Source organism: Bradyrhizobium sp. (assembly GCF_035484855.1).
Taxonomy (GTDB): domain Bacteria; phylum Pseudomonadota; class Alphaproteobacteria; order Rhizobiales; family Xanthobacteraceae; genus Bradyrhizobium.
Window position 1 is genome coordinate 1 of record NZ_DATHOP010000173.1, and the last position, 26,473, is coordinate 26,473.

Annotated in this window: 15 protein-coding genes and 3 pseudogenes; 13 read left to right on the forward strand and 5 right to left on the reverse strand. The window is 64.0% G+C overall.

Going from position 1 to position 26,473, the window contains the following annotated elements:
• The 4 genes and pseudogenes from VK804_RS19735 to VK804_RS19750 all read left to right on the forward strand — a co-directional run.
• Positions 1-773: pseudogene (locus tag VK804_RS19735) on the forward strand (helicase); the annotation flags it as partial.
• Positions 774-933: 160 nt separating this feature from the next.
• Positions 934-1,203, forward strand: a complete 270-nt coding sequence (locus VK804_RS19740; RefSeq protein ID WP_325373320.1) for an RNA-binding S4 domain-containing protein — start codon at positions 934-936, stop codon at positions 1,201-1,203.
• A gap of 139 nt (positions 1,204-1,342) precedes the next feature.
• Positions 1,343-1,681: a ferredoxin FdxA gene (gene fdxA, locus VK804_RS19745; protein ID WP_325373321.1), complete on the forward strand. Its 339-nt coding sequence runs from the start codon at positions 1,343-1,345 to the stop codon at positions 1,679-1,681.
• 353 nt (positions 1,682-2,034) lie between these two features.
• Positions 2,035-2,859 (forward strand): CarD family transcriptional regulator, encoded by an 825-nt coding sequence (locus VK804_RS19750; protein WP_414642814.1) that lies wholly within the window; start codon positions 2,035-2,037, stop codon positions 2,857-2,859.
• 125 nt (positions 2,860-2,984) lie between these two features.
• On the opposite strand, the gene VK804_RS19755 is transcribed toward VK804_RS19750, so the two are convergent.
• From VK804_RS19755 to VK804_RS19765, 3 genes are all read right to left on the reverse strand, one after another.
• Complete coding sequence (locus tag VK804_RS19755) at positions 2,985-3,581, reverse strand: hypothetical protein (RefSeq protein ID WP_325373325.1); 597 nt, start codon at positions 3,579-3,581, stop codon at positions 2,985-2,987.
• A 412-nt stretch (positions 3,582-3,993) separates the two neighbouring features.
• Positions 3,994-5,385: a M48 family metalloprotease gene (locus VK804_RS19760; RefSeq protein WP_325373326.1), complete on the reverse strand. Its 1,392-nt coding sequence runs from the start codon at positions 5,383-5,385 to the stop codon at positions 3,994-3,996.
• 129 nt (positions 5,386-5,514) lie between these two features.
• Positions 5,515-6,315, reverse strand: a complete 801-nt coding sequence (locus VK804_RS19765; RefSeq protein ID WP_325373328.1) for a thermonuclease family protein — start codon at positions 6,313-6,315, stop codon at positions 5,515-5,517.
• Positions 6,316-6,477: 162 nt separating this feature from the next.
• Here VK804_RS19765 and VK804_RS19770 point away from each other — a divergent pair, with 162 nt between their 5' ends.
• From VK804_RS19770 to VK804_RS19800, 7 genes are all read left to right on the forward strand, one after another.
• The gene (locus VK804_RS19770) at positions 6,478-7,263 is read left to right on the forward strand and encodes an adenylyl-sulfate kinase (RefSeq protein ID WP_325373330.1); all 786 of its coding nucleotides are present in this window, start codon (positions 6,478-6,480) and stop codon (positions 7,261-7,263) included.
• A 527-nt stretch (positions 7,264-7,790) separates the two neighbouring features.
• Complete coding sequence (locus VK804_RS19775; RefSeq protein WP_325373332.1) at positions 7,791-16,523, forward strand: Ig-like domain-containing protein; 8,733 nt, start codon at positions 7,791-7,793, stop codon at positions 16,521-16,523.
• 124 nt (positions 16,524-16,647) lie between these two features.
• Complete coding sequence (locus VK804_RS19780) at positions 16,648-17,517, forward strand: outer membrane protein (protein ID WP_325373334.1); 870 nt, start codon at positions 16,648-16,650, stop codon at positions 17,515-17,517.
• Positions 17,518-17,740: 223 nt separating this feature from the next.
• Positions 17,741-18,946 carry an ABC transporter substrate-binding protein gene (locus VK804_RS19785; RefSeq protein ID WP_325373336.1) on the forward strand — a complete coding sequence of 402 codons (1,206 nt, stop codon included), beginning with the start codon at positions 17,741-17,743 and terminating at the stop codon, positions 18,944-18,946.
• 173 nt (positions 18,947-19,119) lie between these two features.
• The gene (locus tag VK804_RS19790) at positions 19,120-19,911 is read left to right on the forward strand and encodes an enoyl-CoA hydratase (protein WP_325373338.1); all 792 of its coding nucleotides are present in this window, start codon (positions 19,120-19,122) and stop codon (positions 19,909-19,911) included.
• Between the two features lie 20 nt (positions 19,912-19,931).
• Positions 19,932-20,696 (forward strand): hypothetical protein, encoded by a 765-nt coding sequence (locus VK804_RS19795; protein WP_325373346.1) that lies wholly within the window; start codon positions 19,932-19,934, stop codon positions 20,694-20,696.
• Positions 20,697-20,936: 240 nt separating this feature from the next.
• Positions 20,937-23,051: an acetate--CoA ligase family protein gene (locus tag VK804_RS19800; RefSeq protein WP_325373340.1), complete on the forward strand. Its 2,115-nt coding sequence runs from the start codon at positions 20,937-20,939 to the stop codon at positions 23,049-23,051.
• 260 nt (positions 23,052-23,311) lie between these two features.
• On the opposite strand, the gene VK804_RS19805 is transcribed toward VK804_RS19800, so the two are convergent.
• Positions 23,312-24,112, reverse strand: a complete 801-nt coding sequence (locus tag VK804_RS19805) for an enoyl-CoA hydratase/isomerase family protein (RefSeq protein WP_325373342.1) — start codon at positions 24,110-24,112, stop codon at positions 23,312-23,314.
• Positions 24,113-24,134: 22 nt separating this feature from the next.
• Positions 24,135-24,920, reverse strand: a pseudogene (locus VK804_RS19810) (acyl-CoA dehydrogenase family protein); the annotation flags it as partial.
• Between VK804_RS19810 and VK804_RS19815 the strand changes: the two are divergent.
• Both VK804_RS19815 and VK804_RS19820 read left to right on the forward strand, forming a co-directional pair.
• A pseudogene (locus VK804_RS19815) lies at positions 24,913-25,533 on the forward strand (acyl-CoA dehydrogenase); the annotation flags it as partial. The pseudogenes VK804_RS19810 and VK804_RS19815 overlap by 8 nt on opposite strands.
• Before the next feature lie 42 nt (positions 25,534-25,575).
• On the forward strand, positions 25,576-26,376 hold the full coding sequence (locus VK804_RS19820) for an enoyl-CoA hydratase/isomerase family protein (RefSeq protein WP_325373344.1): 801 nt from the start codon (positions 25,576-25,578) through the stop codon (positions 26,374-26,376).
• Positions 26,377-26,473: the final 97 nt, after the last annotated feature.

A 26,473-nucleotide genomic window follows, 5' to 3' on the forward strand; every position in this document is an offset into this window, starting at 1 on the left:
AGGCGCAACCGGAGCCGATGAGCCCGGTTGAAGCCGTAGCGGCCGAGGCGCAGGCGGCAGTTGAAGCAGCCGCGGAGATCGAAGCGGTCGATGCAGCCGAAGCCGGTACCGATGCGACGCCAGTGGAGGCCGCCGCGACCGATGCGGCACCAGCGGAAACCGCCGGCGCGCCCGAGGCGGTCACGGCACCCGAATTGATCGAAGTCTGGCGGCCCGGCGGCCGTTCGGAAGATCGCCGGCCGCGTCATGATCGCAACCGTCATCGCCAGCATGATCGCCCTGCGGCAGCTGCCGTACCCGCCGCAGCCACCGGTGAAGCCACCGAGCCCGCCAAGGGCGAGCGGCACCGGCGACGGCGCGACCGTCACAGCGAGTTCCGCAAACCCGGCCCCGATGCGCCGGCCGACGCCACCGCGGTCGTCACGGCCGCGCCCGCCGAGGGCGCGCCGGCAGCCGAACCGCGCGAGGACAAACGTCCCTCCCGCGAACGCTTCCAGGGCAAGGGCCGCGACAACGACAAGGGTCGGGAAGGCGAGCGGCCCAAGGGAAAATTCGAGGGAAAATTCGAGGGCAAGTTCGGCGGCGGGCGCGACAAGGGCGGCCGCGATCGCGACAAGGGCGGGCGCGACAAGCGCGACAGCGGCCCGTCGCACCGGCAATACGCCACCAGCGCCGCCCCGCGCGAGCGCGAGCGCCCGGTCGACCCCAATTCGCCCTTCGCCAAACTGGCGGCGCTGAAGGAACAGCTCACCGCCAACCGCAAGGATGGCTGAACTGGGATGGTTGTGAGTGAACCGTCATCCTGAGGTGCGCGCGGCGGCGCAATTGCGCCGCTGACTTGCGCGCCTCGAAGGATGGATCTCTGGGATAGTCATCCTTCGAGGCTCGCCGAAGACGGCGAGCACCTCAGGATGACGGGGATTGTGGTGTCGCGTGGAGCGCCAGCGTCTCGATAAATGGTTGTGGCACGCCCGCGTGGTGAAGGCCCGCACCTCGGCGGCCGCTTTGGTCGAGGCCGGCCATGTCCGCATCAATGGCGTGCGCGAGACGGCGCCCGGTCATGCCGTGAAGGCCGGCGACGTCCTGACCATCGGGCTCGATCGCAGCGTGCGCGTGCTCAAAATCATCGGATTTGCCGAGCGGCGCGGCGACGCCGCGGCGGCGAGGGTGCTGTATCAGGATTTGCAGGACCGGCGAGAGTGACTATGTCAGGTCACCAGCATAGAACCGCTGGAAAATGGCGCTCCGAGGAAGTTTGCTTCCCTTGCGGCTGCGGGGTTCATGGGCTACGCAAACCACTCAAAATTGACCCGTTTCGGCGCCACCTCTTTCGGAGTTTTGGATGACTTACGTCGTCACTGAAGCCTGCATCAAATGCAAATATACCGACTGCGTCGAGGTCTGCCCCGTGGACTGCTTCTACGAGGGCGAGAACATGCTGGTCATCCACCCGGACGAATGCATCGATTGCGGGGTATGCGAGCCGGAATGCCCGGCCGATGCCATCAAGCCGGATACCGAGCCGGGTCTGGAGAAATGGCTCGAGGTGAATACCGAATATGCCAAGAGCTGGCCGAACATCACCCAGAAGAAGGAATCGCCTGCCGACGCCAAGGATTTCGAGGGCGAGGAGGGCAAGTTCGAGAAATATTTTTCTCCGAAACCGGGAAGCGGCGACTGACCCGCACTGGTTACCACTTAACCCTAATGCGCTGATGTCGCCAAAATGACCCCGAAACGCCCCGTGAGGGGCGTAAATCATTGATTTTTGCGGAAAATGTGCTATATTGGGCACATTATAAGCCGAACCCGTCAGCCCTCGCTGAGGCCCCTATGGGTTCCCGTGAAAACCATCAAACAGGGGCGTGGCAGTTCCGCGCGCAGGCTGTGTCACAGAAAACGCGTAAAAAGAGTGTTTCCAAGGTCTCCAAGAAAGCTGGGGCGGTGAGCCGCGGCGCATCCAAGAGCCGTGCCCGGGATGTCCGGGCCGCCAAAGCCTCGGCTGCAAAATCCTCGAAAAACAAAAGAAGCGAAATGCCAAACAAGACTGCCAAAACTGCCGCGAAAGCGACGGGTTCGAAGGGTACTGCTTCGAAGGTCGCTGCCAAGACCGTTCTCAACAAGACGATCCATAAGGCCGCTCCGAAGACCGCCGCCAAGCCGGTGGTGAACAAGCCGGTCGCCCACAAGCCCGTCGCCGCCGCCAAGCCGGTGGCCGCAGCGCCTAGGGTCGAGGAGCCGAAGAAGGTTCTGACCCAGCGCCAGGGTTTCAAGACCAACGAGTTCGTGGTTTACCCCGCCCACGGGGTCGGCCAGATCCTCGCCATCGAGGACCAGGAGATCGCCGGCGCCAAGCTCGAACTCTTCGTGATCAATTTCATGAAGGACAAGATGACGCTGCGGGTGCCGACCGCGAAAGTCGCCAATGTCGGCATGCGCAAGCTGTCGGAGCCGGCGCTGGTCAAGAAGGCGCTGGAGACGCTGAAGGGTCGCGCGCGGGTGAAACGCACGATGTGGTCGCGCCGCGCCCAGGAATACGAAGCCAAGATCAATTCCGGCGACATCGTCGCCATCGCCGAAGTGGTGCGCGACCTCTATCGCTCGGAATCGCAGCCCGAGCAGTCCTACAGCGAACGCCAGCTCTATGAAGCCGCGCTCGACCGCCTGTCGCGCGAAATCGCCGTCGTGCAGCACGTGACGGAAACCGAAGCGGTCAAGGAAATCGAAAGCCAGCTCGCCAAGAGCCCGCGCCGCGGCGCCAAGACGGAGACCGAAGCCGGTGCCGAGGGCGAAGCCGATGCGGAAGGCGACGTCGATGCCGAGGGCGACGATGCCGCGGTCGCCGACGAGGCGGCGTAAGTCGGATTCGCAAGGCCCAGACAGACAACAGCCCGGTCGCGAGACCGGGCTTTTTGTTTGGTGTCGTCATTCCAGGGCGACGCCAACGGGTCCGCACAAAAGCGCGGCTGGCGCGGGACTGAAAGCTATCCTGCGCCCGAGCCCGGTGCCGGACTGAGCGGGGCGCCTCCGACCGAAACAGGGCCGACAGGTTTGGGCAGTGCAGGGATTATTCTCCGCGACGTCCCGACGACCCGGGCGCGGATATTCGGATGGGGGATGCTGGAAGTCGTCAGCGGCGTCACCGCGTTCTGCAGCGCGTCCGTCTGCGCCGCCAGCGAGGAGAGTTGACGCGATATTCTTTTTAAATCCGCCTGTTGATTCGCGGAGCTCTGCGTCAGCGACACCAACACGGCTGCGTTTTGCTGCTGCGACAACTGAATATCCTTCAGTGTCGCGCTGACAACGGGATCCGGTATCGGGACAGAAGCCGTCTCATGCGCAGACTGTGCGGTGAAGCGACTGAAATCCGGCAAAGAGAAATTCGGCAAGGAGAAATTCGGCAAAGAGGAGCGATTGAAGTGCGGCAAGGAGAAGTTCGGCAAGGAATTGGCGGTGGCCGCGCCAATGATGGCCAGGGCGGATAACGACACCAGGATCATCGGCACTCGGCTTGACGCCGCCTGCGGTGCGACCTCAGGCTGCTTGTCTCCTTGCGTTTCCTCGTGCGGTGTTTCAGCCACCTGCGTTCCCTACGTGTCAGCCCAGTCGCAAGATTTTTCCTCGCCGCCGATCGGGAAAACGAGCAAGAGCCGTCGCGTGGACGATCCACCGACGGCTCTCGCGCGATAGCCCACCCAAATTCGGCTTAAAGCATGGGCTGATATGGTTAATGATCGGTTATTCCTGGCCGTCCCGCGTGTGAGACGATCTGCCGCCGGTTGCCGGCCATTCGGCGCCGGCGCAATGCTCGCCGGCGGCACGCGGCCCAATCGTAGCGGCAATCGAAGTATGCAGGACTGCTATCGGGCCAAAAGCCCGGTCGATGAGACCGGGCTTTTAGATTGATCGTCATTCCGGGGCGCGCGAAGCGCGAACCCGGAATCTCGAGATCCCGGGTTCGCTTCGCGCCCCGGAGATGACGCGCTTCGCGCCTCAATCCACCACGATCTTGACGAGGTCGCGCACCTTCACCTGGGCATGCGCGTCGAGCCCGTTCAGCACGCGAAAGCGCTCGGCGGGGCGGTCGACGCCGGCCATGCGGTGCGACAAGGATTCCACGGTGTCGCCGGGCTGCACGGTGATAACCTTGATGCGTAAGGGCCGCGCGGCCTGGATTTCCTCGAGCGTCAGGCGGCGGAAGGAATTGACCGTCTCGCGCGCGTTGCGGTCGCTTTCGGTGGTCTTCTGCTTGGCCGCGAAAATGAAGCGGTAGACGTCCGAGCCGAACCGCAGCGCATAGATCTTGAACTGCCACTGGTCGCCATGCGCGGCCGCCGAGGCCGCCGGGAAACCGTTGATGGTGATTTCCTCGGTGGACGCCTTGTCGACATTCTCCATCCAGCCGCTGTTGAGATAGTCGCCGAGCGTCTGTTCCGCCGGCACCCGCACCACGTCGAAGCGCATCGCCTGCGCGCCGCCGTCGCGCACGCCGATCACGGCCTGCGCGGTGTTGTCGAGAGTGAAATTTTCCGGCGCGGTGAAGGTGAAGCCGAGTTTGGGATGCAGGAACCGGCGGCCGCGCACGAAACCTTCGCTGGGGTCTTCGCCATAGACGATGTTGTCGATCGACTGCAGATAGGTTTCGCGGTCGCGCTCACCGCCCTCCGGCGAGGTGTATTGCCGCGCGGTGTTTTGGGCGTTCGCGATGCGCTCGGGGGTTGCCGGATGCGACGACAGGAAATCCTGCGCGCGCGGATCGATCGAGCTCTTGCCGGCCTTCATCTCGGCATTGCGTTCCATCGAGGTCAGGAAGCGCGCCGCGCCATAGGGATCGAAATGGGCGCGCGCGGAAATCCCGACGCCGATGCCGTCGGCCTCGAACTCCTGGGCGCGCGAAAAGCTCGCCATCGTCAGCTTGGTCTTGGCCAGCGCCAGCGCGGTCAGATCGGGATCGTTGCTCATGTCGGTGACGACGCGGGTGACGATCGCGGCCTGGCGCGCCTGGTCCTCGCGGATCGAGGCGTGCTTGGCCAGCACATGCGCCATCTCATGGCTCAGGACCGACGACAATTCCGAGGTGTCGCTGGCGAGCGCGATCAGGCCGCGCGTCACGTAGAGCTGCCCGGTCGGCAGCGCGAACGCGTTGACCGCGCCGGAATTGAGGATCGTCACCTTGTAGGCCTGGTCGGGACGATCGGAGGCCGCCACCAACCGGTCGACGGTCTTGGTGATCAGGGCTTCGAGTTTCGGATCGTCATAGGCGCCGCCATAGGAGGCGAGGATGCGCTCATGCTCGCGCTCGGCGGCCGGCGTCTGCGCGACGGTGTGATTGGGTTTGCTGGCGGGAGTCGAGGCCGAAGGCTGCGCCGTCTGGAATCGGCTCATGTCGCCGCAGCCGGCGAGCAAAAGGCTTGTGCCCAGCACGATGGGCGCAGCCCAAAGGCGGCGGCTCGTCCCTCTCTTGCGCCGTCCCGCAGTATCAGCCACTTCGGCTACTCGTATGTGTCTTGTGGGCTATTTCCCGCCCACCAGTTCAATTTGCCCAACCCGGAGCACGTCGATTCGTGGTCCCCTTTGTGCCTCAATGAAGCCGCGGACGCGAATCCGCCTGTTTTCCAAGGACTTGAGAACGATGCCGGCGGCCTCGAACGGCGCCAGCATGCGCCTTGGAATAGTCACAGCAAAGTCCCGTGTCCAGTTCCGTCCAAAATTCAGATAAGTGGTTGCGCCCGCTTGCCGGACCGACAGAACCCTGCCCTCGACCACCGTGAAACGCCCTATCCCGGTCAAAATATCGCCGGGACTTTCCGCGTTTTTTATGGCCGCCGGATCAGCCCAGAACCCTTTTCTGGCCTCGCGGGCGGACGCTTCCGCCGTTGCCAGGACCGCGGCGCAGTCCTTGTCGGTGACGTCGCCCGCTGCCAGCGCCTCGCCTTGCGCCAGGAGCTGGCCCTGCACCGGCATTTCGGACGGCGCCAGATAGACGAAGGCGATCTGGCGCCCATAGCGGTCCGGGGTGTCGTCTTCGCCGCGCAAACTCACCTCGCGTCCCCCAATGATCGCCGCCAGCGCCGCGCTGTCGTTCGATTTTTCGGTCGCGGCTGGCTCGATGCCGGCAAGCCGAACCTCGCGGCCATCCTCGAGGCGAAAGCTGCGCGCGTCGATGACGGTCCTGACGCGGCCCTCGCCCTGCGGCTCGAACGCGCATCCTGCCGCGTTCCCCGGGCTGACGCCGGCCGCGGTCAAAAGACCGCAGGCCAATGTGATCATGGCTACTCGGACGTAATCTTCCGTCGTCGGGCGCACCGGCTTCATCACGCGGCTCACGGTTTGGCCTCGCTCCATAGCGGAAATCCTGTCCCCGGCGAAGCGAAGCGGGCGACGCCTGGCTGCTTTCCGGCCCCACTCCGCGGTGGGCCGCCTACTTGTCAGCCTGCGAAAATGGTAAAGCGAATCAGCTCACACAGGTTCTGAAACATGCAACGCAAAATTCTGATCATGGGGCTCCCCGGCGCCGGCAAGACCACGCTGGCGACGGCGCTGGCGCCGCTGCTCAACGCCGTGGTGTTCAACGCGGATGCGGTTCGCGCCAATCTCTCCCGCGATCTCGGCTTCAGCCTCGATGATCGGGTCGAGCACGCGCGCCGCATGGGCTGGATGTGCGACCGGGTGATCGAGGCCGGCGGCACCGTGATCGCCGATTTCATCTGCCCGACCCCGGAGACGAGAGAAGCCTTCGGCGAGGCCTTTGTGATCTGGGTCGACCGCATCGAAGCCGGCCGGTTCGAGGACACCAACCGGATGTTCGTCGGACCCGACCATATCGATCTGCACGTCACAGCCGACGGCGCGCCGCAATTCTGGGCCGAACAGGCGCTGGCGCTGCTGCGCCCGGCGTTCGATCCGCAAAAGCCGACCGCGCTGTTCATCGGACGCTACCAGCCGTTTCATCCCGGCCATCAGCGCCTGATCGAGGAGGGATTGCGCCGGGTCGGCCAGGTCTGCATCGCGGTGCGCGACACCCATGGCATCGATGAGAAGAACCCGCTGCCGTTCTTCGCCGTCAAGCAGCGTATCGAGGCGGCGCTCTCGGCCCATGCCGGGCGCTTCGTCGTCATCGCGCTGCCGAACATCACCAACGTGTTCTATGGCCGCGACGTCGGCTACAGCGTCGAGCGCATCATGCTCGACGAGGCGACCGAAGAGATATCGGCAACCAAATTGCGCCGGCTCGCTGCGAAACCCGCCGATCCGCGGCGCTAGAAATTCAGCGCGCAACGGGCGATGGTCATCGCTACCATGCTGGCCGACATCCAGCAGGTTGGAGCCGACAAACCACGTCATCACCATCACCAATACTAAGCACACCAGCCTGACGGCGTCGGACTTTCACCTGGTGTGACGAAACACCGGGAGGCGGCAAAGTGCGGCGATTCATCGCGGCTCAAGCGCTGCGCGCGATCAGATCGTCGCCCCGGCGCTGCGACAGATTCGCCGCACAGCAAACGCGGTTCGATGTCCAGCTCGTTTCTCACACATCGGCTCTCAAATTCTCTTGATCGATTTCGCGGTTCCCGATTGTGAACTCGCGATGACTTGCGAGGACCGTGGAACCGCGCGCGCTTAACGTTAATGCTCTGTATATATTATCTTGTGGACGTTACCTTGGGTTGATAAGTTGCGGCCGTTGCTGAGAGTGAATGCAGCCCGCCGCGCGCGCAAAACGACGTGCAAGGAGAGGGCTAAGCCCCGGTTATTGACCGGCCTCGGCGTTAGTGAGGGCAGGCGTCATGGGATTTATCCGACGGCCGGGAAATTATCACATTCCCGGCGATACGTTCGACGAACAGAATAATTTTTTCACCATCGATCCGCGCTCGTCCTTCGTGACGGCCGATCTTTCATTGCTTCAGGCGCCATCGCCCGGACCGGTCGTCAGCGATGTCGTCTTCATCGATTCCAGCGTGCCCGATATCCAGGACCTGCTCAACGGACTGAAGCCCGGCGAGAAAGCGTTCGTGATCGACGCCGGCAGCGACGGCCTCGATCAGATCGCGGGGATTCTCAAATCCGAACATCTCGGCAATCTCAGCGGCATCCAGATCGTGGCGCATGGCGCGGCCGGCGAGCTCGAACTCGGTTCGACGACGCTCAACGATTCCGATCTATCCGATCATGCCAGTGCGCTGGCGACCATCGGCAATGCGCTCGCCAGCGGCGGCGATCTCTCGCTCTACGCCTGCGATACCGCGCAGGGCGCGAGCGGCCAGCAGTTCATCGCCGACCTGTCGCATCTTGCCGGCGTCAACGTGGCCGCGGCAACGCATGATATCGGGCAGACGCCCGATGGCGAGAACTGGACTCTGGATGCCACGACCGGCATGGCGGCGGCGCCAGCCACGCCCTTCACCGCGGAGGCGCTCGCGCATTTCGAGGGCACGCTGACCACCGGCGTCTTCCGCGTGCCGTCGGAAAATCCGGGGGCAAACGGCTTTAACGACCCGGTGGTCGCGACGCTCGGCAATGGCGATATCGCGATTGCGTTCGACGACAATGACGGCCAGGGCGGCAACGGCACCATCGAGGCCGACGTCTTCGACCAGAACGGCAACCGCATCGGCAGCGAATTTCAGGGGCAAGTACCCAACACCCAAAACGCTCTCGCGGTGGACGGCCCGAGCAGCAACACCTTCTGGGTGCTCGACAACGTCCTCAGTCAAACGACGGGATTCATCAACACCATCACCGCGCAGGAGATGACGGTTTCGGGCAATACCGTCACCCCCGGCTCGGCGATAAACATCGTCAGTAATGCCAACGCCGATATGCAGGATGAGACGGTAGTGAAGCTCTCGAACGGCGACTATGTGGTCGCCTGGGGGCAGAGCGACTATAACGGCAGCTTCGCAATTACCGGCGGCGAAACCAAGGTCGAGATATTCGATTCGAATTTCAATGCGCTCAGTTCCGCCATATCGGTAAGCACGAGTGGCACCAACAGCAGCTTTCCCTTCAATTTCGACGTCTTTGCCAGCACCAACGGCACCACCGTCGATGTGACCTGGATCGCCAACAACGGCAGCAACGATCCTGAGTACGGCGTGTCGTTCGGCGTCGCCAGCAACGGCGCCTCGCTGACTGGCCTGACCACCCCGGTCGACCTGACTGCCGCGCTGCCGACCGGCGCGGAGTCCTCGCCGCAAACCGAGCTTGCTAACGGCAACATCCTGGTGCTGTACACGGACGCGGAGGGCACCGGCAATCTCGACGGCGAAATATTCTCGCCCGGCTTCACCAGTCCGCAGACGCCTTTCACCATCGCCGATTCGGTAAGCGGCTTCGAGCCGCTCGAAGCCCATGCTTCGCTGTTCCCGAGCGGCGCCTATATCGTCACCTATGAGCGAGGCCTCACTTCAACCCAGGAAGAAATCTACGCGCGAATCTATAATTCCGACAACACGCCGCTGACCAACGAATTCCTGGTCACGATCCCGACCGCGAACGTCCTGAATTTCAATCCCACCGTCGCGGTCGCCAACGGCACCGGCGGCATCGCCCTCACCTGGCTCACCACGACCAATCATGGCGCGCAGGACGCCGACGCGCGCATCTTTTCCGACGTCGGTCCGATCTCGAACGGCGCCGGTTCGAAACTCACCGACATCTTCGACAACACCGTCCCCGCCAGCGGCACGGCGATTTCCTCGCTGATCACCGGCGGCCAGTACGACTCCATTCTGGGCCACCCCTTTGCCGGCGTCGCCATCGTCGGCAATGCGGCGACAGCGGCGCAGGGTACGTGGGAATATTCCACCAACAGCGGCAGCACCTGGAACAACATCTCCACCACCGTCTCCGACACCAACGCCACCATTATCGGACCCAACGATCAGGTCCGCTTCGTTCCGGCGGCCAATTTCAGCGGCGCGCCGGGCAGCCTCACCACGCTGGTCTGGGACGGGCAGGACGGTTTTACCGTCGATACCACCGGCAACGACATTTCGCAGTCGATCTTCGATACCAGCGACGTCACGCAGACCACCGAAACCTTCACCGGCGCGTTCGCCGGCACCTCGGTCGCCTTCAGCACCAACATCATCGGCCTCAACGAGGCCGAAACCGGCGTCGTGCTGGCGGGCGCGACCCTGAGCAAATCGACGGCCGGTACCGGCGTGCTGGGCGATGCGACCAACCTGGACGGTCACACCTTGACGGTCACGTTGGTTCGGGGAAGCTCGGGCAATGTCGGCCATTCCGTCACCGGGACCTACGGCAGCCTGACGCTGAACTCCGACGGCACCTACAGCTATGCCGCCAACAATGCCGCCGCGATCGCGGCGATCACCGGTTCGCATCCGATCGACACCTTCAATTATACGGTGAGCGACGAGCAGGGCGTCACCGCCAACGCCACCCTGACCATCACCGTTGACCGTGCGCCGGTCGCGACTGCTGACACCAATCTGGCCAAGGTGAACGGGCCCGCCGTCACCGGCAATGTCGTCACCAACGACACCGACCAGGACAGCGATACGCTGACCGTGACGGCCATCAGCGATTCGTCGCACGGTTCCGGAACGGTTGGGTCGAACCTGTTGGGCCAATACGGCACGCTGAAGCTGAACGCCAACGGCAGCTACACCTATACCGCCAATACCAGCATCAGCGCGCCGACCGGCAGCCACGCCACCGATGTGTTCACCTATACCGAGAGCGACGGATTCACCGGCACGGCGTCCTCGACCCTGACCGTCACGCTCGACCGCGTGCCAGTGGCGGTCGCGGACACCAATGCGGTGGTGGTGGGCGGTTCGGCGGCGACCGGCAACGTCACCACCAACGACACCAACCTCGACGGCGACACGCTGACCATCACGGGCTTTACCGATGGCAGCGCCGGCACCGTCGGCACCTTGTTCCACGGCACTTACGGCGATCTCACGCTCAATAGCGACGGCAGCTACACCTATGCGCTGGGCGCGACGGTGGGCGAACAGACCGCGCTCGCCAATGCGGCGACCGGCAGCCATCCGACCGAGGTCATCACCTATACGGAATCCGACGGCATCGGCGACACCACGTCGTCGACCTTGACCATCTCGATCGATCGCCTGCCGGTGGCGGTGGCCGATACCAAGACGGTCGTCGCCGGCACTACGGGGACCGGCAACGTCATTACCAATGACAGCGATGCGGACGGCGACACGCTGACCGTGAGTGGTTTTGCCGATGGGGCGAGCGGCACGGTCGGCACCGTGTTCCACGGCACCTATGGCGATCTGACGCTGAATGCCAACGGCAGCTACAGCTATACGGCCGGTGCGACCGTCGGCGAACAGACCGCGCTCGCCAATGCTGCGACCGGCAGCCATGCGACCGAAGTCGTCACCTATACCGAATCCGACGGCAATGGCGGGGTGGCGTCCTCGACCCTGACCATCACGCTCGACCGGTTGCCGGTGACGGTGGCCGATACCAATGCCGATGTGGCTGGCTCTACGGCGACCGGCAATGTGCTGACCAACGACAGCGATGCGGACGGCGACACGCTGACGGTGAGCGGTTTTACCGATGGTGCGAGCGGCACGGTCGGCACCGTGTTCCACGGCACCTATGGCGATCTCACGCTCAATGCCGACGGCAGCTACACTTATTCGGCGGGTGCGACCGTGGGCGAGCAAACCGCGCTCGCCAATGCGACGACGGGAAGCCATGCGACCGAGGTCGTCACCTACACGGACTCCGACGGCTTCGGCGGTACCGCATCGTCGACCCTGACGATTACGCTCGACCGCCTGCCGGTGGCAGTGGCCGACACCAATACCGACGTGGCCGGCGCGACGGCGACCGGAAACGTGCTGACCAATGACAGCGATCCGGACGGCGATACGCTGACCGTGACCGGCTTTACCGATGGCACGAGCGGCACAGTCGGCACCGTGTTCCACGGCACTTATGGCGATCTCACGCTCAATGCCGACGGCAGCTACAGCTATGCTGCGGGCGCAAACGTGGGCGAACAGACCGCGCTCGCCAATGCGACGACCGGCAGCCACGCGACCGAGGTCGTCACCTATACCGAGTCCGACGGCCATGGCGGCACGGCGTCCTCGACCCTGACCATTACGCTCGACCGGCTGCCGGTGGCGGTGGCCGATACCAACAGCACCGTGGCCGAAGGTTCGGCGGCGACCGGCAACGTGCTGACCAATGACAGCGATGCGGACGGCGACACGCTGACCGTGACCGGTTTTACGGATGGCAGCAGCGGCACTCTCGGCACCGTGTTCCACGGCACCTATGGCGACCTCACGCTCAATTCCAGCGGCACCTATAGCTACACCTCGGGTGCGACCGTCGGCGAACAGACCGCGATCGCCAATGCGGCGACCGGGAGCCATCCCACCGAGATCGTCACCTATACGGAATCCGACGGCCATGGCGGCACGGCGTCGACGACCCTGAGCATCAGCGTCGACCGCGCGCCGGCGATCACGCTCAATGTGCCTTCCGAGACCTATACCGCGCTGACCCCCGCGGAGGCCCTGCAGGGCGGCGCCAGCGTCACCGATCCGGACGGCAACGACGCCATCGCCAGCGCCACGGTCACGCTGACCGGCGGCTATGCCGGCGATGGCGATCTGTTGTCGTACAATGGCAATGTCGGAACGGTGACGCTGACCGACGGCAGTCAGTACAGCGTGGTCTATGCCGGCGCCGGCAGCGGCAGCGAGACGCTGACCATCAGCACCACCAGCGGCACCGGGACGCAGGCGGATTACGACCAGCTGATCAACGGCGTGGTGTTCTCCTCGACCGCGACCGATCCGACCAATGCGGGCGCCAATGCGACCCGCTCGGCGAGCTTCCAGGTCACCGATGCCGGCGGCGCCACCAGCGCCGCGGCCGGGCCGGAAACCATCAACGTCCAGCTTGCGCCAGTGATCACCTCGGTGACTGCCACCACCACCGGCGGCGCCACCGATCTCGATGTCAACAAGGTCGTGACCATCACGGCCCATTTCAGCAGCGTCGTCGATGTCACCGGCATGCCCGAGCTGCAGCTCAACGACAGCGAGTTCGCAACCTATTCCGGCGGTACCGGATCCAACGCGCTGACCTTCAGCTACATCGTGCAGTCAGGCGACAATACCGCCGATCTCCAGGTCCAGAGCCTCTTGCTCAACGGCGGCACGATCCAGGGCAACGGAAAAGACGCGGTGCTGACCAATGCGCCGACCGACCTGCATCTGCAGGTCGATACAACAGCACCTACGGTCTCGGTCGCGGGTAATCACACCTCACTGCTGGCGGGGCAGACCGCGACGGTGACCTTCACCTTCTCGGAAGCGGTGGCGAGCTTCGCGCTCGGCGACACCAGTGTGACCGGCGGGGCGTTGAGCAATCTGGTGCATGTCGGGCTCAACGGCTCCAACCAGGACATCTATACCGCGACCTTTACCCCTAGCGTCACCAACACCGAGGCGGGCTCGGTACAGGTCAACGCCGCGAGCTACGCCGATCTCGCCGGCAACAATGGCGCAGCGAGCAACACCCTGAGTTTCACCGGCGACACGCTGGCGCCGACGGTGTCGATCGCGGCCGATCATACCGCGCTGCTGGCGGGCCACACCGCGACCGTGACGTTCACCTTCTCCGAATCCGTCCCGGGTTTTGTGCTCGGCGACACCAGTGTGAGCGGCGGCAGCCTGAGCAACCTGATTCATGTCGGGCTCAATGGCTCCAACCAGGACATCTATACCGCGACCTTTACGCCTGCTGCGACCAACAGCGAGGCCGGTTCGGTCCAGGTGACGTCGGCAAGCTATACCGACGCCGCCGGCAATGCCGGTTCGGCGAGCAACACGATCGCCTTCACCGGCGACACCCTGGCGCCGACGGTGTCGATCGCCGCCAACCATACCGCGCTGCTCGCGGGCCAGACCGCGACGATGACCTTCACCTTCTCCGAGGCGGTCGCAAGCTTCACGCTTGGCGATACCAGTGTGACTGGCGGCAGCCTGAGCAATCTGGTCCATGTCGGGCTGAACGGCTCCAACCAGGACATCTATACCGCGACCTTCACGCCGAGCGCGGTCAACAGCGAGGCCGGTTCGGTCCAGGTGACGTCGGCGAGCTATACCGACGTCGCAGGCAATCCCGGTTCGGCCAGCAACACCGTCGACTTCACCGGCGACACGCTGGCGCCGACGGTGTCGGTCGCCGCCAACCACACCACGCTGCTGGCAGGCCAGACCGCGACGGTGACGTTCACGTTCTCGGAGGCTGTCTCGAGTTTTGCGCTGGCCGACACCGTGGTCAGCGGCGGGACGCTCAGCAATCTGGTCCATGTCGGGCTCAACGGTTCCAACCAGGACATCTATACCGCGACCTTTACGCCTGGCGTGACCAACAGCGAGGCGGGCTCGGTGCAGGTGACGTCGGCAAGCTATACCGACCTGTCAGGCAATGCCGGCGCGGCGAGCAACACATTGAGCTTCACCGGCGACACGCTGGCGCCCACCGTGTCGATCGCGGCGAACCATACCGCGCTGCTGGCGGGACAGACCGCGACGGTGACGTTCACCTTCTCCGAATCGGTTCCGGGTTTTGTGCTCGCCGACACCACAGTGAGCGGCGGCAGCTTGAGCAATCTGGTCCATGTCGGGCTGAATGGCTCCAACCAGGATATCTATACCGCGACCTTTACGCCGACCGCGGCCAACAGCGAGGCCGGCTCGGTCCAGGTGACGCCGTCGAGCTATACCGACGCCGCGGGCAATCCCGGCTCGGCAAGCAACACGGTCAGCTTCAGCGGCGACACGCTGGCGCCGACGGTGTCGGTGGCAGCCAACCACACCACGCTGCTGGCCGGACAGACTTCGACGGTGACGTTCACCTTCTCGGAAGCGGTCGCGAGCTTCGTGCTCGGCGACACCACCGTGAGCGGCGGCAGCTTGAGCAACCTGGTGCATGTCGGGCTCAACGGCTCCAACCAGGATGTCTACACCGCGACGTTTACGCCGAACGTGACCAATACCGAGGCGGGCTCTGTCGCGGTCAATGCCTCGAGCTACACCGATCTCGCCGGCAATGCCGGCGCGGCAAGCAATACGCTGAGCATCACCGGCGACACGCTGGCGCCGACGGTGGCGATCGCGGCGAACCATACGTCACTGCTGGCCGGACAGACCGCTCTCATGACGTTCACGTTCTCGGAAGCCGTCTCGAACTTCGCGCTCGGCGACACCTCCGTGAGCGGCGGCAGCCTGAGCAATCTGGTCCATGTCGGCCTTAACGGCTCCCACCAGGACATCTATACTGCGACCTTCACCCCCAGCGTGACCAACACCGAGGTTGGCTCGGTCGAGGTCAACGTTGCGAGCTACACCGATCTGGCCGGCAACGTCGGCGCCGCGAGCAATACCATCAACTTCACCGGCGATACCCTGGCCCCGACGGCGACGGCGACAGCCCAGCCCTCGACCGGCACAGAAATGTTCGGCAACGTCGTGAAGATGACGCTTTCGTTCGGTGAAGCCGTCACGATTAGCGGCGCCACCCCGGAACTGACGCTGAACGATGGCGGTCATGCGATCTACGATCCGACCGCGACCGCGGCGCTGCATGATCCGACCAAGCTGGTATTCGATTACACGGTCGGATCGAACGACTCCACGGTGTCGACGCTGGCGATCACCGGAATCACCGCCGGGACCACCATCACCGATCTCGCCGGCAATCCCGCCAACGTCGCCGCGGCCTTCAACGGGCTCGGGGTGCTGACCTCCGTGGTCAATGCCAATCCCGACTCCAACCACGTCGCCGCGGGCCAGACGCTGACCACGACCGCGGCGCAGGGCGTGCTAGCCAACGACACCGACACCAATCCATCTGATCACCTGGTCGTCAGCACGGTGGAGGGACTGGCGGGCGACGTCAATCAGCCGGTCGCCGGCAACTACGGCACGCTGACGCTGCATGCCGATGGCAGCTATAGCTATGTGGCGAGCAGTTCGGTCGTAAGCGTTGGCGTCGACACCTTCTACTATATGGCGGATGACGGACACGGCCAGACCTCCAACTCATTGCTGACCATTATCGTGACGCCCGCCAACCAGACCTATGTCCAGGTGCCCGCCGGCGGGTCGGCGACCGCGGGATTCGGCAATACCACGCTCGACGGCAGCGCCGGCAATGCCACGCTCAACGCCTCCGCCACCCTCAACGCCCATCAATTCCTGATCGGCGGGCCGGGCGACACGCTGAATGCCGCGAGCTACGGCCAGGATACCTTCGTGTTCAACAGCAATTTCGGGCACGACACCGTCAACAATTTCCAGCCGGCGCTGGATGTCATCCAATTGCAGGCGACGGTGTGGGGCGGTAGCGTTGCCAACATCATGGCGGATATCCAGCAGGTCGGCGCCAACAGCGTGTTGACGCTTGACCCCAACCATGTCGTCACCATCACCAATACCCAGCACGCCAGCCTGACGGCAGCGGACTTCCATCTGGTCTGAGGTTGCACTCGACGGAACGGGCTACCGGCAGGTTGTCGAATCTTGTGGGAGAGTGGCTAAATCGTCACAGCCGAACCCTGCTTTGTGGGGTACAAAATCTGCCTCTGATTCCGGGGGCGGCCCAATGATGGCGAATATTGTCAAGCAACTCGGATTGGCCGGCATAGGCTTGCTCGCGGCGGCCTCGCTGGGGTCGGCGGTCGCGGCCGATCTGGCGCCCGCGCCGGCCTACAAGGCGCCCGTCACGGCCGTTGCTCCGCCCGCGACCTGGAACGGATTCTATGTCGGCGGCAATGTCGGATATGGCTGGGATTCCGGCTCTTCCACCGGCATATCGCTCGTCTCGACCGACCCCATACTGGTGCCGTTCGTCGCAGCGGCCACTACTGCCGGGGTTTTCCCCGCCGCGCTGTCGCCCTCGGCCAGCGGGGCGATCGGTGGCGGTCAGGCCGGCTACAACTGGCAAATGTCGCAGTGGCTGCTCGGCCTCGAGGCCGATATCCAGGCTTCCGGCGTCAGGGGGTCGGCGGCCCAGACGACGTTCCCGGTGGGTTTTGACTCGACCTCGACCAGCGTGAGCAAATCCATCGACTGGTTCGGCACGGTGCGTGGCCGCCTCGGATTCCTGCCCACCTCGCAACTGCTGCTGTATGCGACCGGCGGCCTTGCCTATGGCCAGACCCGGACAAGCTTCTTCACCACCGACGTGCCATTCGGCTGCATTCCCGCCGCGACGATTTGCGCAAACGGGGCGTCGTCGAGTGTCCGTACCGGCTGGACAGCAGGCGCCGGCGCCGAAGCCATGCTGGGCGCGAACTGGAGCGTCAAGGTCGAATATCTCTATGTCGATCTCGGCAGCCGTTCGCTCAGTGTTGCGGCATCCACCGTTCCGGCCATCGTATTCACCACCTCGACCCCGTTCCGCGAACAGATCGTCCGCGCCGGTTTGAACTATCATTTCAACTGGGGCGGTCCGGTGGTCGCCAGGTACTGACAGTACCAACTCAGACAATACCGCGTTCGAAAATTGCGCGCGGCGTTGGCCGCGCATCGCGCGTGCCGCCATCAGGTATCGCCAATCATCCCTGAAAACTGTCATTCCGCTTAGCGGAAAAACCGGTGCCTAGCGCGCCTTGCCGCTGGCAGGCGCATGCGGCATGATCGCGGCGACGCAATAATGGCCGCGAAATCAACGCAGCATCTCAGGGAGACGCCAAATGAAGCGGATTGTTTCCGGCGCGATCGCCTCGGTGCTGGTGCTGGCCGCCAGTGCGGCCATGGCGCAAACGAAACCTCCCTTGAAACTCGGCGGCATCCTCGACATGTCGAGCCTCTATGCCGACATCACCGGCGCCGGCAGCGAGGAAGCCGCGAAGATGGCGGCGGAAGATTTCGGCGGCGAGGTGCTCGGCCGCAGAATAGAGATCGTCGCCGCCGACCATCTCAACAAGGCCGACCTTGCCGCCAACATCGCGCGCGACATGTTCGACAACCAGGGCGTCGAGATGCTCTGGGACGTGGCGGCGTCGGCGACCGCGCTTGCCGCGGGCGAGATCGCCAAGGCGCGCAACAAGATCGTGATCTACAACGGGCCCGGCTCGATCCGGCTCACCAACGAAGCCTGCGGTCCCTATACCGTGCATTATGTGTTCGACACCTTCGCGCAGGCCAATGTGACCGGGCTTGCCGCCGTCAAGAGCGGCCTCGACAGCTGGTTCTTCCTGACCGCGGATTATGCCTTCGGGCAGGATCTGGAAAAGGACACCACCAACGTCGTGCTCAAGAGCGGCGGCAAGGTTTTGGGCAGCGTCCGCCATCCGCTCAACACCTCGGACTTCTCGTCGTTCCTGTTGCAGGCGCAGGCATCGAAGGCCAAGGTGATCGGGCTTGCCAATGCCGGCGGCGATACCGTCAACGCCATCAAGCAGGGCGCCGAATTCGGCATCATGAAGGGTGGCCAGAAGATGTCGCCGCTGCTCGCCTTCGTCACCGATATCGACAGCATCGGGCTGGAGACCGCGCAGGGCCTGTTGCTGGCCGAAGCCTTTTACTGGGACCTGAACGACGACACCCGCGCATTCTCAAAGCGCTTCATGGCACGGGTCAAGCGGGTGCCGACCTCGGCGCAGGCCGGCGTTTATTCGTCGGTCACGCATTATTTGCAGGCCGTGAAGGCCGCCGGCACCACCGATTCGGCTGCCGTCATGAAGGTGATGAAGGAAACCCCGATCAACGAAATGTTCGCCACCAACGGCCGGATCCGCGAAGACGGCCGCATGGTGCATGACATGTACCTGTTCGAGGTCAAGAAGCCGCAGGAGTCCAAAGGCCGCTGGGATGACTACAAGCTGCTCGCCACCATCCCGGGCAACGAGGCGTTCCAGTCGCTGGAACTCTCGCGCTGCCCGCTGGTGAAGAAATGACGGCCGAAGGCCGTCATTGCGAGCCAACGGGTCGGCGCGAAGCGCCGCCCGATGACAGGCTCCGCGAAGCAATCCATCTCGCCCAGAAAAGAAAGAATGGATTGCTTCGCTTCGCTCGCAATGACGGATTGGACAGCAACAAACCATAACAAATGACAAGAAGGCACCACCCAATGAACAACGAAATCGTCCTGCAAGATCTCGACCACGGCCTGCTCACCATCACCATGAACCGCCCGGACCGGCGCAATGCGCTCAATCCGGACATGACGCGCGCCCTGGTGGAGGCGGCGCGGCGGGCGCAGGACGATCCCGAGGTCCGCGCCGTGCTGCTCAAGGGCGCGGGCGGCACCTTCTGCGTCGGCGGCGACGTCAAGTCGATGGCGGCAGGGCGCGCGCCTTTGTCGTTCGAAACCAAGACGGCGAATCTTCGCCGCGGCATGGAAGTCTCCCGCATCCTGCACGAAATGCCGAAGCCCGTGGTGGCGCAACTCGACGGCGCCGCCGCGGGCGCCGGGCTGTCGATCGCGCTTAGCTGCGATCTCCGCATCGCCGCGGCTTCCGTCAAGATCACGACGGCGTTCGCCAAGGTGGGGCTATCAGGCGACTACGGTGGGACCTATTTCCTCACGCATCTTCTCGGCAGCGCGAAAGCGCGCGAACTCTATCTGATGTCGCCGGTGCTGTCGGCACAGGAAGCGCTTGCGCTTGGCGTCGTGACCAAGGTCGTCCCCGACGCCGAGATCCACGCGGCCGCGCGCGAGGTCGCGATGTCGCTGGCGCAGGGCCCCTCGGTGACGCTCGGCTACATCAAGCGCAACATCAACAATGCCGAACACCTGTCGCTCGAAGCCTGCTTCGACGGAGAGGCGATCCACCACTCACGCGCGGGCGAGACCGCCGATCACAAGGAGGCCGCGAAGGCCTTTGTCGAAAAGCGCAAGCCCGTATTTCAAGGTCATTGAAAATGACCGAGGTCATTGAGATGGCGCCCTATCTGCGCCTGCGCCAGATCTGTCTGGTGGCGCCGCGTCTCGAGCCGGTGATTTCAGACATCGCCGGCGTCTTGGGATTGAGCGTCTGCTACCGCGATGGCAATGTCGCCAAATACGGGCTGGAGAACGCGCTGCTGCCGGTCGATACCATCCTGTTGGAAGTGGTCGCGCCGTTCCAGCCGGGCACCGCGGCGGGACGCTTTCTCGACAAGACCGGTGGCCGCGGCGGCTACATGGCAATCTTCTGCTGCGACGATCCCGATGCGCGCGGCAGGCACGCCGGGCAGATCGGGGTGCGCATCGCCAACCTCATCAGCCATGCGCCCTATCGCGGCGTGCAGCTGCACCCGCGCGATTGCCGCGCCGCCTTCATCGAATTCAACCACACCGCCGGCAGCGACGATATTTTGGGACCTTATCCACCGGCGGGACCGGACTGGCAAAAAGCGATCCGCAAGGACGTGACGCAGGCGCTGACTGCCGTCGAGATGCAAAGCCCGGAGCCGGAGCGGCTTGCCGAGCACTGGAGCAAGATCATCGAAATTCCCGTCAGCAAGGGCGCCAATGGCGAGCCCGAGCTGAAGCTGCCCAATGCCGCCTTCCGCTTCGTCAAGGGCGAAGCCGAGATCATGAGCGGATTGACCTTCAAGGTCGGCAACGTCGCCAAGGTGCTTAATGTCGCCAAGGCAAAAGGATGCGGCGTGTCGGACGATTCATTCGATCTATGCGGCGTGACGTTCAAGCTCGCGGCGTGAGTGGCGCACTTGTCACTTTGGCTCGATCCGTCATCCTGAGGTGCGAGCCCTGCGGTGCGCTTGCACCGCAGGGCGAGCCTCGAAGGATGGGGTTCCGGGCTGTCATCCTTCGAGGCTCGCGAAGAGGCTCGCACCTCCAGCGGCAACGGCAAAGCCGTTGCGCAGGGATGACGAAGATACACTGAGCGCGGCGCTGCAATTCGACACATCGTGCGCCAACAACAAAAAGGACCATCCCGCATGCCGCATCCGCTCGACTCTTTCTTCGCTCCTTCCAGCATCGCGCTGATCGGCGCATCGCGCGATCTGGAGAAAATCCCGGGGCGGCTCTTGTCGATGCTGCGCAAGAACCAGTATCCGGGCAAGCTGTACCCGATCAATCCGAACTACGGCGATATCGATGGCCTGGAATGCTATCCGTCGATATCAGATGTCGGGCAGCCAATCGATCTCGCCGTCGTCATCATCCCGGCGAAGGCCGTGCTCGGCGCGCTCGAACAATGCGTCACCGCCGGCGTCAAGAACGCGGTGATCATCTCGTCGGGATTTGCCGAGGAGGGCGGCGACAGCGCCGCGATGCAGGCGCAGATCGCGAGCCTGGCGAGAAGCAGCGGCATGCGGATTTCCGGCCCCAACGCCGAAGGTTTTCTGAGCGAGGTGCAGAAGGTCGCAGCGACCTTCAGTCCGACCGTCGACGTCAAGCCGGGCCATGTTCCGCTGGTCGCGACCCGGCGACGGATCGGCATTGTCGCGCAGTCCGGCGGCATCGGCTTTGCCATCAAGCATCGCGCCAAGGCGCTCGGGGTTGCGATCAGCTATGTCGTCAGCGCCGGCAACGAGAGCGATCTCGGCGCCGGCGAGTTCTTCGACTACATGGTGCAGGACGCCTCCACCGACGTGATCCTGCTGTTCATCGAGGGTGTCCGCGACGTCGACAAGTTCGTCGCCGCCGCCTGCCGCGCGGCGGAGCTTGGAAAGCCCGTGATCGTCACCAAGGTCGGCCGTTCCGGCGCCGGCGAGCGCGCAGCCGCCTCCCATACCGCGAGCATGGCCGGCTGGTCGGCGGCTTATGACGCGACGTTCGCCAAATACGGCTTTATCATCTCCAACGATCTCGACGAGGCCGTCGCCATCGCCGCGGTGCTCGCCAGTAACCCGTTGCCGAAGGGCGACCGCGTCGCGGTGCTTACGGTGTCCGGCGGTGCCGGCATCTGGGGCGCCGACACGGTGTCGCTGCAGGGCCTGCAGGTGCCGGAATTGTCGGCAGCGATCCAGGCCGAGATCATGAAGCTGCTGCCGTCCTATGGCTCGGCGCGTAATCCGATCGACGTCACCGCGCAGGGTGTGCACTCCGGCGGCCTGCAACGGAGCATCGATCTGCTCGCTGCTTCCGACGAGGTCGACGCCATTTTGGTGGTGCAGTCGTTGTCGAGCGACACGCGAATGCCGTTCAAGGAGGCGCAGTTGAAGCCGGTGATCGACGCGCAGCGTAAGCCGATCGTGTTCTATTCGTATACGCTGCCCTCGGATTTTGCGCGCAGGGAATTGGCGAAATCCGGCGTGGTGGTGCTGTCGGGATTGACCCATGCCGGCGTGGCGCTGCGCCGGATGGTCGAGCGCGCCAAGTTCAAGCTGGCGCCGCCAGTCGATGTGGCTGCGTTGGAGGTGCGCGATCTCTCGGCGCATCTGAAATCCGCGGTTCTTTCGGAAGCCGACAGCAAGGCGCTGCTGCGCGAGGCGGGCCTTGCCTTGCCCGACGAAGTGCTGGTGACGGAGAAGGGCGGGCTGGATGCCGCGATCGCCCGTGTTGGTCTTCCCCTTGTCATGAAGATCCAGTCGCCCGACATTCCGCACAAGAGCGAAGTCGGCGGCGTCCGCGTTAACATCGCGACCAAGGGCGAGGTGTTTTTGGCCTATGAGGCGCTGTTGGACAACGCCCGCAAGCACCGGCCGAATGCGGCGATCCAGGGCGTGCTGGTCGGCCCGATGGCCAGAAAGGGCGTCGAGATCATCATCGGCACGCTGCAGGACGCGACCTTCGGCCCGATGGTCATGGTCGGCCTCGGCGGCATCACTACCGAACTGTTCCGCGACGTGATCTATCGCCCCGCGCCGGTGAGTGCGGAGGAGGCGAGCGCGATGCTAGCGGAGCTCAAGGCCGCGCCGCTCTTGAACGGGTTTCGCGGCGCGGCGAAAGCGGATGTCGCGGCGCTGTCGCAATTGATCGCGCAGGTGTCGGTGCTGGCGGCGGTCTATCGCGAGCAGATTGCGGAGATCGAAATCAATCCCGTGCTGGTGCATCCGCAAGGGCAGGGCGTGACGGTTGTCGATGCGCTGGTGGTGAGGAAGACGTAAATTGTCGTCCCGGCGAAGGTCGGGACCCCATAACCACAAATGTTCGTAGTGAAGAAAGCCGTCTACCCGGGTGCCCCTTACGCGGGCCGCGGCGTATGGGTCCCGGCCTTCGCCGGGACGACGAAGATTTTATCATGGTCATTCCGGGACGCGCAAAGCGCGAACCTCAGATGCGCAATTGCGCATCGGGGAATCTCGCGCCGACAATCTCGGGATTCCGGGTCCACGCGAAGACGCGTGTCCCGGAATGACGGTGTAGTTCACCGTCCCCTGAAATTCGCGACGCGGCGTTCGGCGGTGGCCTTGACGCCTTCCTTGAAATCTTCCGTGACGCGCAGCTTGTTCTGCTCGACCAGCTCGTGGTTGGTCGCCGCCAGCACGCGGTCGGCGAGGCCGGCGCGCATGGTGGCGCGGGTTGCGATCAGGCCGAGCGGAGAGCATTCGGCGATTTCATTGGCAAGCTTCATCGCCTCGCTGCGGACCTGGTCCTGCGGCACGCAGGCGTTCGCAAGCCCCATCCGATAGGCCTCCTCGCCGGTGACGCGGCGGCTGGTGTAGAAAATCAGCTCGGCGTTGTTCTTGCCGACCAGCTCCGGCAATGTCGCCGTCAGCCCGAAGCCGGGGTGAAAGCCGAGTTTCGTAAAGTTGGCGGCGAAGCGCGCTTCGGGGCAGGTGATGCGGAAATCCGCCGATACCGCAAGCCCCAGCCCGCCGCCGATGGCCGCGCCATGGACGGCGGCGACGATCGGCTTCTTGTTGCGGAAGATGCGAACGGCCTGGACATAGAGGTGGTTGATCGGCAGGTTCGACGCCGGATCGACCTTGGCGCGCTCCTCGGCTGCCTGCCGCGCCGGATCGCCGAAATTGGCACCGGCGCAGAACGCCTTGCCTTGCGCGGCCAGCACCGAGGCTCTGATCTCGATGTCGGAATCGAATTCCTCCAGCGCGTCCGCGATCTGGTTGATCAGCGAGACGTCGAAGAAATTCAGCGGGGGTTTGCGGATTTCGATCAGGCCGACATGGCCGTGGGTCTCGACGCCGATATCTGTATATTTGCTCATGACGGTCCTCGGTTGAGAAGAATTAGCGCAGGCCAAGCCCGCGCGCGATGATGCCGCGCAGCACTTCCGTGGTACCGCCCTGGATGGTGAGTTTTGGCGCGACCTTCATCGCGTAGGGCAACACGTTGTCGAGGATTTCGTGGTTGGAGGCGTCCGGCTCGACGAAGGCGGCGAGATCGCGCACCCGCTGCGGCAGGGCCTGCTCCCAGATGGTGCCGATGTCCTTGACGATGGAGGCTTCCACCACCGGCTCCTTGCCGGCATGCAGCATGCCTGCAACCGACACCGACATGCGCCGCATGGTGTGCAGCTGCGCCACCAGCCGGCCGACGCCTTCGGCGCCGCGGGTGTCGGGCTCGTTGCCGAGCGCGCGCACCAGTTCGGTCAGCACGTAATAGGTTTCGAGGAAGCGCTCCGGGCCCGAGCGCTCATAGGCGAGTTCCGATGTGGCCTGCTTCCAGGCGCCGTCGATCTCGCCGAGCGCGTGATCCTCCGGTACGAAAGCGTCGGTGAACACCACCTCGTTGAACTCGGCCTTGCCGGTCAACTGCCCGATCGGATTGACCTTGATGCCGGGCGTCTTCATGTCGACCAGGAATTGCGTCAGCCCGTGGCGACGGTTTTCCTTGGTCGACGGCGAGGTGCGGAAGATGCCGAGCATGTAGTTGGCGACTTGTGCCGACGAGGTCCAGATCTTGGTGCCGTTGATCAGGAAACCGCCGTCGGTCCTGGTCGCCTTGGTCTTGGCGGCGAACAGGTCGGAGCCGGAATTGGGCTCGCTCATGCCGATCGAAAAACACACCTCGCCGCCGACCAAGGAAAACCGCCGCCACGGGCTGACGCAGTTTCTGGTCGACATGAAGACGCCGGGCATCAAGGTCAACCCGATCGGGCAATTGACCGGCAAATCCGAGTTCAACGAGGTCGTGTTCACCGACGCCTTTGTGCCCGAGGATCATGCGCTCGGCGAAATCGACGGCGCTTGGAAACAGGCGACCTCCGAGCTCGCCTATGAGCGCTCAGGACCGGAGCGTTTTCTGGAAACCTATTACGTGTTGACCGAACTGGTGCGCGCGCTGGGCAATGAACCCGACACCCGCGGCGCCGAAGGCATCGGCCGCCTGGTGGCGCAGCTTCACACCATGCGGCGGATGTCGGTGTCGGTCGCGGGCATGCTGCACGCCGGCAAGGAGCCGGTGGTGGAAGCTTCCATCGTCAAAGACATCGGCACCATCTGGGAACAGGCGTTGCCGCAGCGGGTGCGCGATCTCGCCGCCTTCGTCGAGCCGGACGCCTCCAACCACGAAATTCTCGACACGGTGCTGCCCTATGCGATGAAGGTCGCACCAAAACTCACCATTCAGGGCGGCACCACCGAGGTGCTGCGCGGCATCATCGCGCGCGGGCTCGGTTTGCGCTAGGCGCGCGGGCTTGCGTTAATTCATCTCAATCGAGGACCAGCCATGAGCAAGTACACGGACATCGGCATCGAGAAGCACGGTCACGTCGGCCTCATCGAGATCCGAAAACCCCCATTGAACTTCTTCGACGTCTCCCTGATCAACCAGATCGCGGACGCGCTGGAGGAATTCGACCGCGACATCGAAATCCGCGCCTCGGTGCTGGCGGCGCAAGGCAAGGCGTTCTGCGCCGGCGCCAATTTCGGCGATCCGGCGCGGCAGCAAGCCGAAGAGCGCGCCAAGATCGATCCGGCGTCGAACCTTCCGATCAACCATCTCTATGTCCAGGCGGTACGCATCTTCCGCAACAAGAAGCCGATCGTCGCCGCCGTCCACGGTGCTGCCATCGGCGGCGGGCTGGGCTTGGCGGTATCGGCGGATTTCCGCATCACCTGCCCCGAGGCGCGGTTCGCCGCCAATTTCACCAAGCTCGGCTTTCATCCCGGCTTCGGGCTCACGGCGACGTTGCCGGAACTGGTAGGCAAGAACAACGCGGAATTGATTTTCTACACCAGCCGCCGCGTCACCGGCGAGGACGCCACCCGGATGGGCCTTGCCAACGCCTGCGTGCCGCAGGATCAGGTTCGCGCTGAGGCCATGAAGCTCGCCGCAGAAATCGCCGAATGTTCGCCGCTCGGCCTGATCGCCACCCGCGCCACCATGCGCGCCGGCCTCGCCGACCGCGTGCTCGCCGCCACCAACCATGAACTGGTCGAGCAAAACAAGCTACGCGCCACCGAGGATTTCAAGGAAGGCGTCAAGGCTACTGCCGAGCGCAGGGTCGCGAATTTCAGGGGGCGGTAGACGCTTGCTCAGGCGTACCCTCTCCCGCGACAAGGGGAGAGGGTAAAGTGAATGCGCCCTACTTCCTCCTCACCACCAACGCATCGACGATGGTCAA